Genomic DNA, 17,947 nt, shown 5'->3' on the forward strand with positions numbered 1-17,947 from the left:
CAAGAGCCTGGCCGGTTGGCCCGCGAGGTTCCCGCCGGATGGTACCGTCCGGCCGGACCCTCAGTCCCGGGGATGTCCCTTCGATCCTTTTTGGATCTTCAGAGCTCCCCGCCGTCTTGTCATCCGGCATTTGCGCCGGACGCCTCCTTGTGTGCCTCCCAGGCACGCCCCTTCTGATCAGGCAGGAAGATCAGGAACCGGCCATCCGGGCCGGTTGTCCCTTCTTCCTGGCGAAGGGAGTGAGACCGTTGCGACGCCGTTATCTTGGACCTGCGACAGCCCTCCACCCCGGCACCGGCCCCGCCTCGCCGGACTTCGCAATGTCCGGTGTATCCGAGGGCGGAACGGGGACAGGATAGAACGAGAAAAACGGAGGGGGATGAAAATGGGGTATGGTGATTGGAATGATTGGGGAATTTGGAATGATCATCCCCCAAAAGACACGCAATGGAGCCGCCGGACCCGTGGAAATAGAGGGTATTCGCGAGGGACTGGAAAATTGATCACGAAAGTGTGATCGCAGGCCTTTTCTCTCCCCTGGAGGGAGAGGAAAGGCCGCGCGCTAGGCCCCTCTCCGGGAAAATCTGAAGTTTAGGCGGCTTCCGCGGACCTCAAGCCTTCGATTTTCCGTCCTCCCCCGCAAGGGGGGAGGTGGTGTTGGCGCAGATCTGACGCCCCATTGCCTTCAGCCAACGCGCCGAAGCCTTTCCCTCTAAGGGAGAGGTATGGTCGCGCATGATAGCCACCTGGTCATTCTCCGCGTTCGCAGGGAGAAGGCGCCGGCGACCGGATAAGGGCCAAGGTCGAAAGCATGCCCCCCTGTCCCCCGCATGGGGGAGGGGAGGAGTTGAAGTCGGGATATTGATGAGAACGAGCACTTTGGGTTTCATCCACAGAAGTGGAGGCTATCTGACGGGCGGGCGGTCGCTTCCCACCAGTTGTTCAAAACTGCAGCAGGGACGCTGGCGTTTCGGGCGCAAACCGGCCAGACTGGATCCCATGGTGGACCATATTATCGATCACTTCGATAGCTATGCAGCGATCTATGTGTTGGCGCAGCTCACGGCGCTCTGGTGGATGCGTGGCTGGTGGCGAGCGGCGGCGCTCGTGCCGCTTGTACCCATGGTGGCCGTTGTTGCGCTGGTCATCGCTGCTTCCGGCAGCGGCGGCAATGTGACGCCTGTTCTGCTCTTTTTCCTACTGCCACCGGCGCTGATCTATATCCTCGTCCTGCATATGGTGGTTTTCATTGTGCGCTGGCGGTCAAGGCCAGGGTAAAGGGGTGAGGTGAGTGCCAGCATAACCGCGCCCCTCTCCTGGAAAATCTGAAGTTTAGGCGGCTTGCGCGCGCCCAAGCCGTCGATGTTTCGTCCTCTCCCCCGCAAGGGGAGGAGCAGGACGGTGTCACTCATCGCCCATCTTCAGCGCCGCAATAAATGCTTCCTGCGGGATCTCGACCTTGCCGAACTGGCGCATGCGCTTCTTGCCTTCCTTCTGCTTGTCGAGAAGCTTGCGCTTGCGGGATGCGTCGCCGCCGTAGCACTTGGCGGTGACGTCCTTGCGCAGCGCGCGGACGGTTTCGCGGGCGATCACCTTGCCGCCGATCGCGGCCTGGATCGGGATCTGGAACATATGCGGCGGGATGAGCTCTTTCAGCTTCTCGCACATGCCGCGACCGCGGCGGTCGGCTGCCGATCGGTGGACGAGCATGGAGAGCGCATCGACGGGATCGCCATTGACCAGGATCGACATCTTCACGAGGTCGCCGTCACGATAGTCCATGATATTGTAGTCGAAGGAGGCGTAACCCTTGGAGATCGACTTCAGGCGGTCGTAGAAATCGAAGACCACTTCGTTGAGTGGCAGCTCATAGGTGATCATCGCGCGGTTGCCGACATAGGTGAGTTCGGTCTGGATGCCGCGGCGGTCCTGGCAGAGCTTCAGGATGCCGCCGAGATAATCGTCCGGCGTCATGATCGTCGCCTTGATCCACGGCTCGCGGATTTCCTCGATCTTCACGACATCGGGCATGTCGGCGGGGTTGTGCAGCTCCTTCTCCGTGCCGTCTGTCATGACCATCTGGTAGACAACGGACGGGGCGGTCGCGACGAGGTCAAGATTGAACTCGCGCTCCAGGCGCTCCTGGATGATTTCGAGGTGCAGCAGGCCGAGGAAGCCGCAGCGGAAGCCGAAGCCGAGCGCTGCCGAGCTTTCCATTTCGAACGAGAAGGAGGCGTCGTTGAGGCGCAGCTTGCCCATGGCGGCGCGGAGATCCTCGAAATCTGCGGCGTCGACGGGGAAGAGGCCGCAGAAGACGACCGGCTGCGCCGGCTTGAAGCCCGGCAGGGCCTTTTCCGTCGGACGGCGGTCATCGGTGATCGTGTCACCGACGCGGGTATCGGCCACTTCCTTGATCGAGGCGGTGATGAAGCCGATTTCGCCGGGTCCGAGGCTGTCGACATTGACCATCTTAGGCGTGAGCACGCCGACGCGTTCGACGGAATATCTCGCACCCGTGCCCATCATGCGGATCGTCTGGCCCTTGGTCAGCACGCCATCGATGATGCGCACGAGAACCATGACGCCGAGATAGGTGTCGTACCAGCTGTCGACCAGCAGCGCCTTGAGGGGGGCCTTCTCGCCGCCTTCGCTCTTCGGTGCCGGCAGCTTGTGGACGATGGCTTCGAGAACATCGGGGATGCCGAGACCGGTCTTTGCCGAGATCAGCACGGCTTCCGAGGCATCGATACCGATGACTTCCTCGATCTGTTCCTTGATGCGCTCGGGTTCTGCGGCGGGCAGGTCCACCTTGTTGAGCACGGTGACCAGCTCGTGATTGTTGTCGATCGCCTGATAGACATTGGCCAGCGTCTGGGCCTCGACGCCTTGAGAGGCGTCGACGACGAGAAGCGAGCCTTCGCAGGCCGAGAGCGAGCGCGACACTTCATAGGCGAAGTCGACATGTCCGGGCGTGTCGATCAGGTTCAGCACATAGGTCTCGCCGTTGTTGGCCTTGTAGTGCAGGCGCACCGTCTGGGCCTTGATGGTGATGCCGCGTTCCTTCTCGATCTCCATGTTATCGAGAACCTGTTCCGACATCTCACGATCGGCCAGGCCGCCGGTCATCTGGATCAGGCGGTCGGCCAGCGTCGATTTGCCATGGTCGATATGGGCGACGATGGAGAAGTTGCGGATATGGTCGAGATGGGTGCGGGTCGATGTGCTCATGGCTCGCGCATATAGCAGCGAGCCCTTGTATCGCAAAGCGGAAAGATCGGGTTTTCCGGGCGATCACGGCGGTTTTGACGTCGCAGGCGACGGAGTGCGAAGCGCAATTCAAAGCCGGGGTCGCTCATGAGCTTTGAGGCCAATCCCCTTTCGGCCAGTTGCGGGCGGTATGGATGACCCTGAGAATGAGGATGCGTTGTTCGTCGAAGCTGTCCTCGATGGCATAGCAAAGGATCCAGGGCAGCGGAGCGAGCGATTTCTCGAATGTGCCCCGGACGCGTCCGGGGCGGCCCGTGGGGACCTCGCCAAGCCGGTAGCCTGCGACCTCGATGAGATCGACGATGCGCTCGGCCACATCCGGGTCGTCTTCCGCGATATGCCGGAGGATCTCGAGCGTGTCGCGCATGGCATCGGCCGCCCAGACGACCGGCCGCGTCATCCCCGCGCTGCCCGTTTGCCACGCACTGCGGCAATCACGGCGCGCATCTCGACGATTGCGTCTGAATGGGCAACGGTGTCGCCCGCCCGACCTTGCTCAAGGTTTCTCTCAATAGATTGCCGCAAGGCAAGTTCCTGCTCGACAAAGGCGGTGACCGCGTCTTCGGCGAGGCGCTGGCTGCTTTGGTCGGCGCCGGATGCCAGCGCATCAAGCTGGTCCTTCACGTCCTGGCGGATCTCGATTGTCATGGTGGTGCGGGACGACATGGCGCTTTTCCACTGGTTAGGTAGTGATTATAGCCTGTCTGCAGGTCCTTCGCCAGAACCGCCTAGATCCCTCAAACCCCAAACTGTTCCGGCCAGTCGCGGCGGGTGGCGACCTGGCCTTCGGTTCTGAGGCGCCGCACGGTGTCGAGGTCGATCTCGGTGATCAGCCAATGGCTTTCCTCGACCGCGTCGCTCTCGCTTTCCGCATAGATGCCACTGGGCGGCATACCGTAGTCGGAAGGGACGTAAAGGGCAGCGCGGCCGCGGTTTTCGTCCATCGCCGGCGACCAGGGAGCGGTGCCTGCGGTGGGTGAGGATAGGACGGCGATCTGGTTTTCCAGCGCCCGGGCCTGGGCGCCGATGCGCACGCGATAGGCGCCGGCCAGCGTGTCGGTGCAGGAAGGCGCCAGGATCAGGTCGACGCCTTGCTCGGCAAGATTGCGGGCGAGCATCGGGAATTCATTGTCGTAGCAGATCAGGATGCCGAGCTTGCCAAGCGGCGTGTCGAGGGCGGTGAGGCCGTGCTTTCCGGCGGCAATCCCCCATTGCTCGCGCTCGAAGCGTGTCATGATGATCTTGTCCTGATGGCCGATCAGGCCGTCGGGACCGAAGAGGAAGGCGCGGTTCCGGTATTGACCGTCAGGATCGAGCACCGGTGCGGAGCCGGGCTGGAAGACGATGGCATGGGTGCGGGCGAGTGCTTCGCAGAGTTCGACCCAGGCCGGGATCAGCGGCTGGATGCCGGCAATCGAACCGTGGAGGTCAGAGCGGGTGTCAGACTCAAGCTGGCCGGCGAGCACGAGGCCGGCATATTCCGGCAGCAGCACGAGTTCCGCACCGCGCTCGACGGCCTGATGCACGAGCTGCGTCAGGTGGAGGACGTAAGACTCCCAGGTCTCGATGAGCTCGATCTTGTACTGGCAGGCGGCAAGGGTGAGGGATGTCATGGGTTCAGATCCCGGATCCAGAAGGAAAGCGGCTTCGGGCTTTCCACGTTTTCATCAAGGTCGCGCCAGGTGAAGGTGGTCCGAAGCGCAGGGTAATGGGTGTAGCCGCGTTTTTGCCAGAAGGTGTCGAGCGGCTGATAGTCGGCAGGCCGGCGCGGATGGTCGGCAGGGCGCTCGACGGAGCAGAAGGTGGCATAGCGCAGGCCGAGCGTCCTTGCCTGCGCCTCGCGACCTTCGAAGAATTTCACGCCGATTCCCTGGCCGCGATACTGCGGCAAAAGCACGCTTTCGCCGAAATAGAAGAACTGATCTGGATCGAGCCCTGCCGCAAGGAAGGGGCGTTTGACCTCCTCGGTCTCGCCCGCCATCGGCGTTCCCGTGGCAACCCCAACCACCTGGTCACCATCGCGGGCAATGACGAAGACTGAGCCCTCGGATTTCGCATAGGTAGAGAGATAGGTCTGTTCGTAGGCCGGATTTCCCTCGTAGAGATAGGGAAAATCGCGGAACACGGTGGTTCTGAGCCGCGCAAGGTCGTCGAAGAAGGGGGCGGCGTCGCTGCCGGAAAAGGATTGGATGGTAAGCGCCATAGAGTGTTTTCAGTCCGTTGCTGAGCGTTTATACCCATCTGCAACGACCCGAGAAAGCAATTCCACGACGAGGAGTGATCGATGACCGCCGCCGCCACCATCCGCGCCTATTACGATGCCTTCAATGCCGGTGACATGGACCGTTTCCTCGCGCTCCTGACCGATGACGTGGCGCATGACATCAACCAGGGTGCCCGCCAGACAGGCAGGCAAGCCTTCGCGACGTTCATGGACCACATGAACCGCTGCTATAAGGAGGAACTCACCGACATGGTGATCATGGTGAGCGAGGACGGCACGCGCGGGGCGGCGGAGTTCATCGTCAACGGCACTTATCTGGCGACCGACGAGGGCCTGCCGGAAGCCAATGGCCAGACCTACCGCCTGCCTGCCGGCGCCTTCTTCGAGATCCGCGACGGCAAGGTCGCCCGCATTTCCAATTATTACAGCCTGCCGGACTGGATTGCCCAGGTCAGTGGTTGACAGGGCCTCGTTTTGACCAGCCCGGCCTGACCAAACCGATCGGGCGAAACGTCACGTCCAGAGGAATTGCAAACCCGTCGCATCGAGAATGAGGCGGCGGGTTGATCTGCGCCATGAAAGACCCGCAAGGGCTGCAAGCAGACTGTGTGCCGTTGAAGAATATTCGGCGCAAATGATCTTATCAAAGCACGATAATTCTGCTCGATACTTTGCGGCAAAATGCAACCAGCGTGAGAATATGCTCAATTTTAAGGCAATTGCCGCCGGATTTTCCTGAATTCCGTCAATTTTTGCTGGGTGTCGGCCTTAACGTTTACAATCTTTAAACGCCTCCACCCCTAAATCTTGCATGTGAAATATGTGGGTGATGGCGGCAGCGTGCCGGAGGTGCAAGCGTTGCTGATTATGCAAGGACCCAAGACCATCACGACATATGAGCGATTAGTGAAACGTTCAGTGGAGCCGAGCTGTGGACCGGAAATTCTCAAGTTGGGGTAATGATGCAAGCGCAATCATGGAGGCGATGAACCAGTCGCAGGCCATCATCGAGTTCAAGCCCGATGGCACTATTCTGTGGGCCAACGAGAACTTCTGCGGCGCTGTCGGTTATGCCTTGAGCGAGATTGTCGGCAAGCACCATCGCATTTTCGTCGACCCACAGGAGGCCGCCTCGCAGGACTATCGGGATTTCTGGGCCAATCTGGCAGCCGGCAATTTCGACCGGCGCCAATACCGCCGCTTCAACAAGGCCGGCCAGGAATTCTGGATCGAGGCCTCCTACAATCCGGTGAAGAAAAGCGGCAGGACCTACAAGATCATCAAGTTTGCCTCCGACATTACGGCGGTAAAGCTGAAGGCCGCCGATGATGCGGGCAAGCTGGCCGCGATTTCACGCGCCCAAGCCATGATCGAATTCACGCCTGATGGCACGATCCTTAACGCCAACGAGAACTTCTGTGGCGCGATCGGCTATGCGCTGTCCGAGATCCAGGGCAAGCATCACTCGATGTTCTGCGATCCCGAATACGCAAGAAGCGAAGACTATCGCCAGTTCTGGGCACGCCTTGCACGCGGTGAGTTCTTCTCCGCCGAATATGAACGGATCGCCAAGGGTGGCAGGCGCATTCACATCTCGGCCTCCTATAACCCGATTTTCGACATGAACGGCAAGGTGTTCAAGATCGTCAAATTTGCAAGCGACGTCTCCGAACGCGTCGCTAATGTTGACCTTCTGGCCAATGCCCTGAAGGGGCTCGCGGATGGCGATCTGACCCAACAGCTGGACAAGCCGTTTCAGCCGGCACTCGAAAGGCTGCGGCTTGACTACAACGAGGCGGTCGAGAAGCTTAAGTTGGCGCTATGCTCTGTGTCGCAAAATGCCAGCGCTATCTCGGCGGCAGCCCAGGAGATCCGTTCCGCCTCCGAAGACCTTTCAAGACGCACCGAGCAGCAGGCGTCCTCTGTTGAGGAGACCGCCGCGGCGCTTGAACAGATTACCACCACGGTTGCCGATTCCAGTTCGCGAGCCCAGGAGGCGGGTCAGTTGGTGCAGCAGACCAAGGAAAGCGCCGAGCGCTCCGGCAAGGTCGTCCACAGCGCGGTTGAAGCCATGGGCAAGATCGAGGCCTCTGCCTCGGAAATCGGCAACATTATCGGCGTGATCGACGAAATCGCCTTCCAGACCAATCTCCTGGCACTCAATGCGGGCGTCGAGGCTGCTCGCGCTGGCGAAGCGGGCAAAGGATTTGCAGTTGTGGCCCAGGAAGTGCGTGAGCTTGCCCAGCGTTCCGCCAAGGCGGCCAAGGAAATCAAGGACCTGATCAGCGCCTCCAATGGCCATGTGCAAAACGGCGTGGCACTGGTCGGTGAAACCGGCAAGGCGCTCGAAACGATCGTGACCCAGGTGCTCCAGGTCAACACCAATGTTGCCGCGATCGTCGAGGCCTCCCGCGAACAGGCGACCGGCCTGAAGGAGATCAATACCGCGGTCAATACCATGGATCAGGGAACGCAGAAGAATACCGCCATGGTCGAGGAAACCAATGGGACGGCTCAGAGGCTGGCCCATGAAGCCGAAGAACTGTTCCGGCTGCTCGCCCAGTTCAAGCTCGGTCAATCCTCGGCGCCGCAGCGACGGAGCCGGCCCATGGCGGCCAATCATGACATGAGCCTTGTCCCGTCTCCGGCACGCGAGATGCAGACAAGAGCCAGAGCAGCCTTTAGCGGCAATGCCGCGCTCAAGAATGATGGATGGCAGGACTTCTGACCGGTAGAGCGTCCTTGGACCCGGTTCTCCATCTCGGACCCCGATGCCATGCATCGGGGTTTTTCACATTTCCACGGTCAATGTTTCAAGACCTGATTGCCCGCAAGCCCGAAGGTCGATGAAGTAAATAAAAGGTTAACATAGGCGCGCAAAAAATTGTAAGAAATCGCTCTCCTAAACCTTATTGTTAACGAAATTCGAAGAATATCCCCTCAAATTTAGGTGGTCAAAGCTCGCAGGAGATGGGGTTCGCAGACAACCACCAAACCCAGGCCCCTGCCACAACCAGCATGTGAGGGGACCATGTCGCATCGAGTGTCGTATGAAAAGAGTACCGAGACTGCACAGACCGGCGAATTGAACATCAGCCGCCGTCTCGATTTCATGGAGATGACGGAGGAGCGCCGCGCCGGGATCCGCAGTTTGAAGAGCCTTATCGAGCAGGAACTGCCGAAAGGTCTCGACAAGTTCTATGCACAGCTGCGTCATGCGCCCGAGGTCAGCCGCTTCTTCTCCTCCGAAGACCACATCAAGCATGCCAAGGGCGCGCAGCTCGGCCATTGGGCCAACATCGCCGATGGCAATTTCGGCGATGACTATGTGCGCAAGGTATGCACCATCGGCAAGGTCCATGCCCGCATCGGTCTGGAACCACAATGGTATATCGGCGGCTATGCCTTGATCCTCGAGCATCTGATCGAGACCGCAATCAAGGACACGTTCCCGCAGAAAGGACTTTTCTCCTCCCGGAAGGCAAACCCTGAGACATTCGGAAGATCGCTGGCAAGTCTCGTCAAGGCCGTGTTGCTTGACATGGATCTTGCCATTTCCGTCTATCTCGATGAAGCGGAAGCCGCCAAACAGAAGGCACAGGCTGAAGCCATCGACGCAGAACGGGCGATGGTTTGCGACATCTTTGGCAAGGCGATGGCCGCCATCGCCGCCAAGGACATGCGTCACCGCATCCATGCCGACCTGCCAGAGGCCTATCATGCCCTCCGGGACAACTTCAACGACTGTCTGGAGGAACTTTCGGGCACCATTGGCGCAATCAGTGGTGCATCGGCCCAGATCCATGCCGCAACCACGGAAATTCGCACGGCAGCGGATGATCTCGCCCGCCGAACGGAGCAGCAGGCAGCGTCCGTCGAACAGACGGCGGCAGCCCTGGAACAGATCACGACAACCATCGCCGATTCCAGCCATCGGGCCGACGAGGCCGGCAAGCTGGTGCGCAACACGCGGCAAAAGGCTGAGAAATCCGGCGAGGTTGTCGGCAATGCCGTGGAGGCCATGAGCAAGATCGAAGCCTCTTCGACCCAGATCTCAAACATCATCGGCGTCATCGACGAAATCGCGTTTCAGACCAATCTTCTGGCGCTGAATGCCGGTGTCGAGGCGGCACGGGCCGGTGAAGCCGGCAAGGGCTTTGCCGTGGTTGCCCAGGAGGTGCGGGAACTGGCCCAGCGTTCTGCCCAGGCAGCCAAGGAAATCAAGAGCCTGATCAACACCTCCAACGAACAGGTCAAGAATGGTGTGTCGCTGGTCGGGCAGACCGGTGAGGCGCTCAAGGAAATCGTGGCCGAGGTCCAGAGCATCAATGCCAATGTCGAGGCGATTGTCACGGCTGCGCGCGAACAGGCAACCGGCATCAAGGAAATCAATCACGCGGTCAATCAGATGGACCAGGGCACCCAGCAAAATGCCGCCATGGTCGAGGAAAGCAATGCGGCAGCCCATGGTCTGATGCAGGAAGTGACCCGCATCGCCCAGATGCTCAGTGAATTCCAGGTATCACGTATGGCAGAGACAGGCACACCGCAAACGGGTGCTTCGCGCGCCAAAGAGATCGCGGGCCGCACGTCCCGGGCTGCCTGACACATCGGAGCGTCGCTCGCCCTGATTGGAGCAGTTCTGGTGGTCCAGACTGGCCGCCCACTTTGTCGAAGGCTTAAGAGACAACAGCTTGATCAGCACGAAATGCCCTGAGCCTCCGGCCTTCTCGGTCGAGGCTCTTTTTTTTGTCCGTTCTGTCAGGGGTATTGACTCCATCAAAATATGCTTGAATTCTCCTATAATGGAAAATTCAGTCGAGCAATTTGAAGATCTGGTGGGCGAAAAGGTCCGGCGATTGCGGCTCGGCCAGCGGTTGACCCTGGATCAGCTGGCTGCGCTCTCCGGCGTCAGTCGTGCGATGATCTCCAAGGTCGAGCGGGCGGAAGCCAGTCCGACGGCGGCGACCCTGGCAAGGCTCTGTTCGGCCCTCGGCGTGTCGCTCTCGGTGTTTTTCGCCGACGGGACCGGCGGCGAAGGGCCTCTGCGTCGCCGAAAGGACCAGCCGGAATGGCGCGATCCGGAAAGCGGTTATCTGCGACGGGCAGTCTCGGCAACCGGCACCGGCAGCAACACCGAGATCATTGAGGTCGAGTTTCCGCCGGGGCGGGAGGTGCGCTTTGAAGGGCAACTTGCCAGTCGCAGCCAGACCCAGCATCTGTGGGTTCTGGCCGGAGCAATCGAAGTGACGGTCAGAGACAAACCCATTCGACTGCACACCGGCGACTGCCTGTTCATGAACGTGGCCGATATCAGTGCCTATCGCAATCCGGGTGACCAGCCCTGTCGCTATGCGGTGATCCTGTCCTTCGGGGCGGGGCAACTGCCATGATTGTCTCTTCGATCCGCCAGAGATGAAACCCCGCCACCGCCAAGAGAAGGAAAGTCAGTGCCGTGCCCATGATCAAACAGCTTGATGAAGACGAAGCCCGGGAAGCTCTTGATGACCTGTGCGGCGTGCTGGTGGATTGCGTTGAGGGTGGCGCCTCCGTCGGCTTCATGGACGGCTTCAGCCTCGCGGAGGCGCGCCTCTTCTGGGAGCCTGTCATTGCCTCGGTGGGGCGCAAGGAAACGCTGCTCTATGCGGCCGTGGATGAGGAAGGCCATGTCGTGGGCACGGTTCAGGTCGGCTTTGCCTCCCAGCCCAACCAGCCCCATCGGGCCGACCTGAAGAAGATGCTGGTGCATCGGCGTGCAAGGGGGCAGGGTCTTGCCCGTCTGTTGATGGAAGCCGCCGAGAAGGGCGCAATCAGTGCCGGACGCAGCCTTCTTGTCCTCGATACCGCAACGGGTGAACCGGCGGAAAGGATCTATGAAAGGTTGGGCTGGCTCCGCTGTGGCCTGATTCCCGGCTACGCCCTCTTTCCGGACGGACGCCTTTGCGACACGACCCTGTTTTACAAGCGCTTGGCGTGACGCCTAGACCAAAAAAAGCGCAGCCCGGCCCCATCTCATGCTGCGGAAGTCGTGCTAAGGAGACGGGAGTTTTGGATGGTCTTCCAAGGGGGAAACATGGCCTATCTGTCCCGGTTGCGCGCTGCTGGCGCTGCGGTTCTTCTGGTTTCGTTCGCGGCCTCTTCGGCTTTCGCAGCGGACGTGACCTTCGTTATGCAAAATGATCATCCGAATGCCGTCGAGGTCGAGCTCTACAGCCAGGATCGCAACCATGTCTGGCCGGGCAATGGCGAGGTCTTCTATCTCGATGATGGCGAGGTCAAGGAAATTCCGCTCTCTTGCATTGAGGGCGAGAAGATCTGCTACGGGGCCTGGGTTTCCGGCGACCAGGGAACCTATTGGGGCACCGGTCCTGACAATGCCGAAAATTGCTCCGACTGCTGCTATACCTGCACCGGCGGTCAGACCGAGCAGATCACGCTCGTCGAATAAGGATTACCTGATCGGCTGGGGGCCGAGGGGGTAAGGGGGCGGATATCCGGTCGCAACGCCGGTTATCCGCCTTTTTCAGTTGGGGCCTTATCGACCCATCGTCGACACCTGGTATAAGGCGTTGTTTTGACGCCGATATTCAGGGAAAGACCTCTACCCTTTTTGCCGAAATCCACTAGTGTCGCCCTCATCAATGGCATGAAACGAGGATGAGGATGCGCGTTTTCTATTCGGAAAAACACAAGTTGCGGGATGCCAGGACCGAGCTGCATGGCGGCTTGCTGGTCAAGCCGTTTGAGGGGCCTTTTCGTGCCGAATGGGTGCTTCAGGGCGTCAGGGACGCAGGCTTCACCGATGTGCATGCGCCTGCCGAACATGGATTGGAGACGGCACTCAAGGTCCATGATGCCGGTTATCTGGAGTTTCTGCGCACCTGCTGGGACCGTTGGGAGGCCCATGGCTTCGAAGGCGAGGCGATCGCTACCTCTTTTCCCTGCCGCCGCAGCCAGACGGCCCGGGTGCCCAAGAATATCGACGGTGCGGTGGGTTACTATACCAACTCCGCCGAGACCGCGATCTCGAAGGGCACCTATGAGGCGGCAATCTCGTCCATGGACGTGGCACTTTCCGGCGCCGACTGGCTGAACGAGGGCAACCGCTTTGCCTTCTCGCTCTGCCGTCCGCCAGGCCACCATGCCGGCATCGATCTCTTCGGCGGCTATTGCTTCATCAACAATGCCGCCGTCGCAGCCCAGCGCCTCATCGATCAGGGTGCAAAGAGGGTGGCGATTCTCGATGTCGACTTCCACCACGGCAATGGCACGCAGGACATCACCTATCGCCGTGGCGACATCTTCTTTGCTTCGCTGCATGGCGAACCGCAGGATGCGTTCCCCTATTTCCTCGGCTATGCCGACGAGACAGGCGAGGGCGAAGGGGAGGGGCTAAATGCCAATTACCCGATGCCTTCCGGCACACCCTGGAATGTCTGGTCTGAAGCGCTTGAAGACAGCTTGAAGCGGATCAAAACCTATGGTGCCGAGGCGATTATCGTTTCGCTCGGCGTCGATACCTTCGAGCAGGACCCGATCAGCTTCTTCAAGCTGAAGAGCCCCGACTATATCAAAATGGGCGAGATGATAGCACAAAGCGGCGTGCCGGTCCTGACCCTGATGGAAGGCGGCTATGGCGTGCCGGAAATCGGGCTGAATGTCGCCAATTTCCTGAAGGGACTGGAGGCCTGACAGGGGCCGGAAGCGCTTTGTCCAGCCCGTGAGAGCCCTTCAGGGGGTTCTCATGGTGCCGGCGAAATGCTGCTTCAGGCGCTCGACGGTTTCCGGATCGACATCCAGCCCGGTTACCGCAATCCACGGCTCGATATGGTGCTCGGGCGCATACATGTGTCCATGGCCAAGCGGGCTGTTGGTCGCGATCATCATGTCGAACAGCAATTGCAGCATGGTCAGTACCGGATACCAGCGCAGGACCGGCGAAACATCCGGCCCGCGATCACCGTTCAGCCATTCGGGCGGGCGGTACAGCGACCAGAGATCGAAGAAGACGACGGGGTCGCTGGCATATTGCAGATAGACGATGCGCAGCGGTCCCCAGGGGGCTGTAGCTTCTCCCAGATGGTTTTCCTGGCTGGTAAAGCGGATGACCGAGCCATCCTGATAGCGGGGCAGCCAGGCGGGCGAGCCCGGTTCGCGGTTTGCGGTAATGTCCCGCCACATTGCGCTCTGGAAGGGTGGCCCGGCCCAGAGGGCTCCGTGAAACGGATCGGCGACAATATCGAGCAGATCGGCCGAGTTCTGGGAATTCAGCGCGCCAAGGCTGAGGCCATAAAGGACGAGTTTGGGGCGCTCTGTTTCGGGCAGGTTCTTCCAGTGGTCGTAGACGGCGCGAAACAGGCTGCGGGCCGAATCAAGCCCGTATTCCGGCTCCACCAGCAAGGAAAGCCAGCTTGTGAGATAGGAATATTGCAAGGCGACACTCGCGACATCACCGCGATGCAGATATTCGAGCGTATCCATGGCAGCGGGATCGACCCAGCCGGTTCCCGTCGGTGTCACGATCACCAGTGTCGAGCGCTCGAAACCGCCCTGCCGGATCAATTCGTCAAGCGCAAGCTGGACACGTTCCGCAATCGTCTCCGCACTGTTGAGGCCGGCATAGACGCGGATCGGCTCGAGCGCAGGCCTGTCCCAGAAGGCGGAAATTTCGGAAGCGTCAGGGCCGGAGGCGATGAAATTGCGTCCTTCCCGTCCAAGCCCGTGCCATGCGAGAAGCGAGCCCGGTCCCCCGGTGCGCAAGGGCGAAGACGGAGCGGCAATCTGGTCTTCCAACAGATTGTCGAGTTGCTTGAACGAGGAATCGGCAAGCCTGAGCGCACCGCGCAGGAGAAGGTTCTCCCCGACCGACCAGAAGATCAGGATTGCCGCAGCAAGTCCGCCCAAAAGCGCGATCCGGCGCGGCAGGACCACGGCCATATGGGCGGCGAGCATCTGGAACAGGACTTGAAAGAGCCGACCGACCAGCACCAGGGCGGTAAAGACTGCCCCCGCCACCAGGACGACCTGGAAAGGATGGACCGTATCGAGCGGCGGCTGTTGCCAGAGCGCAAGCGTGGAATTCTGCCAGACATCGGCGTGGCGAAGCGAGGCGCCCACCGCAATCAGACCCAGAAGGGCAACGACGAGCAGCGTCTGACGGCGGTCGGTCTCCAGTTTGGGAATTTCGAGAAAGCCCCACAGGGCCGAAAGCATGGCGCCAAGCAGATAGCCAAGGGCGGCAGCCACGCCGCAAAGCGCACCCTGCACAACGGCCTCTCGCGGCATCAGGCTCGGCGTCAGCGCTGCACAGAAGAATGCCAGCGCAAACACGACACCAGTGATCGACAGCCTGCCAAACACAACCCTGATCAGACCGGACAGTGGCATGTCTCCTGTTCTTGCAATGGAAACGACCTGCCGGTTCAGGTTCCATGTTCGGCAAACAGTCTAACGCAGATGTCCGCCCTTTCAAGCATCACCGATAGTCGGAGCGCAAGAACGAACAGGCCCGGCGCGAAGGCCGGGCCTGATGAGCCCAATGATGATCAGGAGGAGATCAGAGCGTACCCTGACGTTGCTGGATCATCTGATAGGTGTCGAAGGTGTATTCGGCGATCTGTGTCCAGAGATAGGCATCTTCCTTGAAGGCCTGCTGATGGTCGAAGATCTTCTTGAAAGCCTTATTGCTGGCCGAGAGCTCCGCATAGGTTTCCTTCGCTGCCTTGTGGCAGACATCAAGGATATCCGAGGAGAAGGCGCGAAGCTGGGTGCCATTGGCCACGAGCTGGCGCAGGGCTTCCGCATTGGACGCATCGTAGCGTGCCAGCATGCGGGCATTGGCGGCGGCGCAGGCATCGGTCAGGATGCGCTTGTAATTGTCCGGCAGCTCGTTGAAGCGCTCCAGATTGAAGAAGGCGTGTACGGCAGGACCACCTTCCCACCAGGCCGGATAGTAGTAGTAGGGCGCGACCTTGTAGAAGCTGAGACGCAGATCGTCATAGGGACCGACGAATTCGGTTGCATCGAGCGCGCCCTTTTCGAGCGCCGGATAGACATCCGAGCCAGCGATCTGCTGGGGCGTGACGCCAACCTTGCTCATGATCTGGCCCGCAAGTCCCGCAACCCGCATCTTGAGACCCTTGAGGTCCTCGATCGTCTTGATTTCCTTGCGATACCAGCCACCCATCTGGGCGCCTGTATTGCCGGCTGGCAGGGCATGGAGATTGTAGCCGGCGAAGAACTCGTTCATCAGCTCATTGCCGCCGCCGGCCGTGAACCAGGCATTGGTCATGCGAGCATTGAGGCCGAAGGGGATCGCAGTACCGAGCGCAAAGGTCGGATCCTTACCGATATAGTAGTATGAGCAGCTATGGGCCATCTCGACGGTGCCGGCGGCGACCGCATCGGCAGCTTCAAGGGCCGGGATGATTTCACCGGCGGCAAAGACCTGAATCTGGAAGGCACCATCGGTTGCCTCCGAGACGGAGCGGGCGATGTCTTCTGCGGCGCCGTAGATGATGTCGAGGCTTTTCGGGAAGGACGATGTCATGCGCCAGGAGAGCTTCGGGTTTTCCTGGGCAAGAGCCGGGGCGGCAAGCGCTGCGGACGAGGCGGCACCCATGCCGGCAAGGCCGGCCTGCTTGAAGAATTGACGGCGGTTCATGGATAGATTTTGCCTTGCATTATTGTCATGTCCCCCGCCCAGACGCGGGTCTAAACCCGGCGGAGAAGCCATGCAAGCATCGAAATCAGAAAGTTTCGCGAAAGACCAAAACCGGTCATTTCTTATTGCGCCACATCGCCAGAAGGCGTTCGAATCTGTCGCGATCAGCCCTGTCGCCGGCGTGGATCGTCGAAGGCGGGATTATAGAAAAGCGACAGGATCAGGCTCTTTGCTATGCGCTCTGCACTCGCCAGGAACCAGGCCTCTGCCTTGGGCGAGGCTTCCAATTCCTGAAGGGTTGCCGCAAAGAGCTTGAGCCAATCGGCAAACAGCGCCTCGCTCATGCCGTCGACGCCCTGATGCGCCATCACCGGCTTGCCGCCATAGGCTCCGGTCTTGAAGGCGACGGACGACCAGAAGGCCTTCATCTTTACCATATGCTCGGGCCAGCGCCCCGACAGTCTTTGATCAAAGACCGGCCCGAGTGTCGGATGGGCGCGAACATGGCTGTAGAAAGTCTCGACCAGCCGGTCGATGAAGAGGGCATCAACTCCCATCTCGGCCATTTCTGACCGGGCACGCTCCACGATTTCCGCCTTATGGGCAGCGCGGGCCTGGAGATCGGCGCGGTCGGGTCTGTCTGTCGGTTGTGTCATGGGAAAGGGGGTAACCTTTCGTGAGACCGGGGTCAAATCGAAGCTTTGTGCTGCGTCAGGATGAACCATCAGCCGGACATGGGGTTGAAGCATGGATGCTGGAGGCATAAACTAGAATAATTCTAACATAGGTCAATTCTCATGCTTTTAAATCCGTTCTCCGGCGCCAAGCGCAGTTTCGACAGTCTCTCCGAACAGGAAATCCTGGCGCTCGCCATTTCCGCCGAGGAGGACGACTCCCGCATCTACCTCGCCTATGCCGACAAGCTCAGGCCTGACTATCCCCAATCGGCCAAGGTCTTCGAGGACATGGCCGAGGTTGAGCATGCCCATCGCAACATGCTGATCGACATGCACAGCCGACTTTTTGGCGAGCGGATTCCCCTCATCCGCCGCGAACATGTGCGGGGCTTTTATGAACGCAAGCCCGATTGGCTGCGCGACACGCTCAGCCTCGAACAGATCCGCGATGAAGCGGGTCGCATGGAAGAGAGCGCCCATCGCTTTTATCACGAGGCCGCTCAGCGCAGCGGCCATGCCGAGGTGCGCAAACTCTTGGGCGATCTGGCTGTGGCAGAACAGGGTCACGGCGAAATCGCCGCCATGCTCAGTGAAAAGCATCTGACTGATGAGGCACGCGACGATGAGGACCAGACCAAGAAGCGGCAATTCATCCTGACCTATGTCCAGCCTGGTCTGGCCGGGCTGATGGATGGCTCGGTCTCCACACTGGCACCGATCTTTGCCGCCGCCTTTGCAACAGGCGATACCTGGTCCACCTTCCTGATCGGTCTCTCGGCGTCGGTCGGGGCCGGGATCTCCATGGGCTTCACCGAAGCGGCCCATGACGACGGCAAGCTCTCGGGCCGGGGCTCGCCCGCGAAGCGTGGTCTGGCTTCGGGCATCATGACGACGATCGGGGGGCTGGGTCACGCACTGCCCTATCTCATCCCGCATTTCTGGACTGCGACGATCATTGCGATCATCGTGGTGTTCGTTGAGCTTTGGGCGATTGCCTTCATCCAGAACCGCTTCATGGAAACGCCCTTCTGGCGGGCGACGATGCAGGTCGTGCTGGGAGGATCGCTGGTGCTGGCCGCCGGGGTCATTATCGGACAGGGTTGATTTTGCGGCGCG

General features: G+C 60.1%; 17 protein-coding genes. 9 read left to right on the top strand and 8 right to left on the bottom strand.

The features are described from left to right. Positions 1–864: 864 nt before the first annotated feature. The gene (locus FE840_RS05860) at positions 865–1,278 is read left to right on the top strand and encodes a hypothetical protein (protein ID WP_171033641.1); all 414 of its coding nucleotides are present in this window, start codon (positions 865–867) and stop codon (positions 1,276–1,278) included. 126 nt (positions 1,279–1,404) lie between these two features. Here FE840_RS05860 and lepA read toward each other — a convergent pair whose 3' ends face one another. The 5 genes from lepA to FE840_RS05885 all read right to left on the bottom strand — a co-directional run bounded on the left by lepA (position 1,405) and on the right by FE840_RS05885 (position 5,470). Beyond that, entirely contained in the window at positions 1,405–3,228 is a 1,824-nt protein-coding gene (gene lepA, locus FE840_RS05865) for a translation elongation factor 4 (protein WP_138285767.1), read from the bottom strand. Positions 3,229–3,352: 124 nt separating this feature from the next. After that, entirely contained in the window at positions 3,353–3,667 is a 315-nt protein-coding gene (locus FE840_RS05870) for a type II toxin-antitoxin system RelE/ParE family toxin (RefSeq protein WP_138285766.1), read from the bottom strand. Further along, positions 3,664–3,933, bottom strand: coding sequence for a CopG family ribbon-helix-helix protein (locus tag FE840_RS05875; RefSeq protein ID WP_138285765.1), 270 nt, complete (start codon positions 3,931–3,933; stop codon positions 3,664–3,666). Before FE840_RS05875 ends, FE840_RS05870 begins: the two co-directional genes overlap by 4 nt. A gap of 71 nt (positions 3,934–4,004) precedes the next feature. Then, the gene (locus FE840_RS05880; RefSeq protein ID WP_138285764.1) at positions 4,005–4,880 is read right to left on the bottom strand and encodes a carbon-nitrogen hydrolase family protein; all 876 of its coding nucleotides are present in this window, start codon (positions 4,878–4,880) and stop codon (positions 4,005–4,007) included. Beyond that, entirely contained in the window at positions 4,877–5,470 is a 594-nt protein-coding gene (locus tag FE840_RS05885; RefSeq protein WP_138285763.1) for a GNAT family N-acetyltransferase, read from the bottom strand. Before FE840_RS05885 ends, FE840_RS05880 begins: the two co-directional genes overlap by 4 nt. A gap of 81 nt (positions 5,471–5,551) precedes the next feature. Between FE840_RS05885 and FE840_RS05890 the strand changes: the two genes are divergently transcribed. The 7 genes from FE840_RS05890 to FE840_RS05920 all read left to right on the top strand — a co-directional run bounded on the left by FE840_RS05890 (position 5,552) and on the right by FE840_RS05920 (position 13,183). Further along, positions 5,552–5,953, top strand: a complete 402-nt coding sequence (locus tag FE840_RS05890; protein ID WP_138285762.1) for a ketosteroid isomerase-related protein — start codon at positions 5,552–5,554, stop codon at positions 5,951–5,953. Positions 5,954–6,467: 514 nt separating this feature from the next. Further along, positions 6,468–8,219, top strand: coding sequence for a methyl-accepting chemotaxis protein (locus FE840_RS05895; RefSeq protein ID WP_138285998.1), 1,752 nt, complete (start codon positions 6,468–6,470; stop codon positions 8,217–8,219). 303 nt (positions 8,220–8,522) lie between these two features. Next, entirely contained in the window at positions 8,523–10,097 is a 1,575-nt protein-coding gene (locus tag FE840_RS05900; RefSeq protein ID WP_138285761.1) for a globin-coupled sensor protein, read from the top strand. Between the two features lie 199 nt (positions 10,098–10,296). Then, positions 10,297–10,884: a helix-turn-helix domain-containing protein gene (locus FE840_RS05905; RefSeq protein ID WP_138285760.1), complete on the top strand. Its 588-nt coding sequence runs from the start codon at positions 10,297–10,299 to the stop codon at positions 10,882–10,884. A 68-nt stretch (positions 10,885–10,952) separates the two neighbouring features. Then, on the top strand, positions 10,953–11,468 hold the full coding sequence (locus FE840_RS05910) for a GNAT family N-acetyltransferase (protein ID WP_138285997.1): 516 nt from the start codon (positions 10,953–10,955) through the stop codon (positions 11,466–11,468). A gap of 96 nt (positions 11,469–11,564) precedes the next feature. Further along, positions 11,565–11,939 (top strand): hypothetical protein, encoded by a 375-nt coding sequence (locus FE840_RS05915; RefSeq protein ID WP_138285759.1) that lies wholly within the window; start codon positions 11,565–11,567, stop codon positions 11,937–11,939. A 215-nt stretch (positions 11,940–12,154) separates the two neighbouring features. Continuing rightward, complete coding sequence (locus FE840_RS05920) at positions 12,155–13,183, top strand: histone deacetylase family protein (RefSeq protein WP_138285758.1); 1,029 nt, start codon at positions 12,155–12,157, stop codon at positions 13,181–13,183. A 39-nt stretch (positions 13,184–13,222) separates the two neighbouring features. On the opposite strand, the gene FE840_RS05925 is transcribed toward FE840_RS05920, so the two are convergent. From FE840_RS05925 to FE840_RS05935, 3 genes are all read right to left on the bottom strand, one after another. After that, positions 13,223–14,878: an alpha/beta hydrolase gene (locus FE840_RS05925; RefSeq protein WP_246318858.1), complete on the bottom strand. Its 1,656-nt coding sequence runs from the start codon at positions 14,876–14,878 to the stop codon at positions 13,223–13,225. A gap of 169 nt (positions 14,879–15,047) precedes the next feature. Next, positions 15,048–16,154 carry a TRAP transporter substrate-binding protein gene (locus FE840_RS05930; RefSeq protein ID WP_138285757.1) on the bottom strand — a complete coding sequence of 369 codons (1,107 nt, stop codon included), beginning with the start codon at positions 16,152–16,154 and terminating at the stop codon, positions 15,048–15,050. Positions 16,155–16,318: 164 nt separating this feature from the next. Further along, complete coding sequence (locus tag FE840_RS05935) at positions 16,319–16,810, bottom strand: group III truncated hemoglobin (RefSeq protein ID WP_138285756.1); 492 nt, start codon at positions 16,808–16,810, stop codon at positions 16,319–16,321. Positions 16,811–16,951: 141 nt separating this feature from the next. On the opposite strand from FE840_RS05935, the gene mbfA reads away from it, so the two are divergent. After that, complete coding sequence (mbfA, locus tag FE840_RS05940) at positions 16,952–17,935, top strand: iron exporter MbfA (RefSeq protein ID WP_138285755.1); 984 nt, start codon at positions 16,952–16,954, stop codon at positions 17,933–17,935. Positions 17,936–17,947 lie beyond the last annotated feature (12 nt).

The organism is Peteryoungia desertarenae (assembly GCF_005860795.2).
GTDB classification, from domain to species: Bacteria; Pseudomonadota; Alphaproteobacteria; order Rhizobiales; family Rhizobiaceae; genus Allorhizobium; species Allorhizobium desertarenae.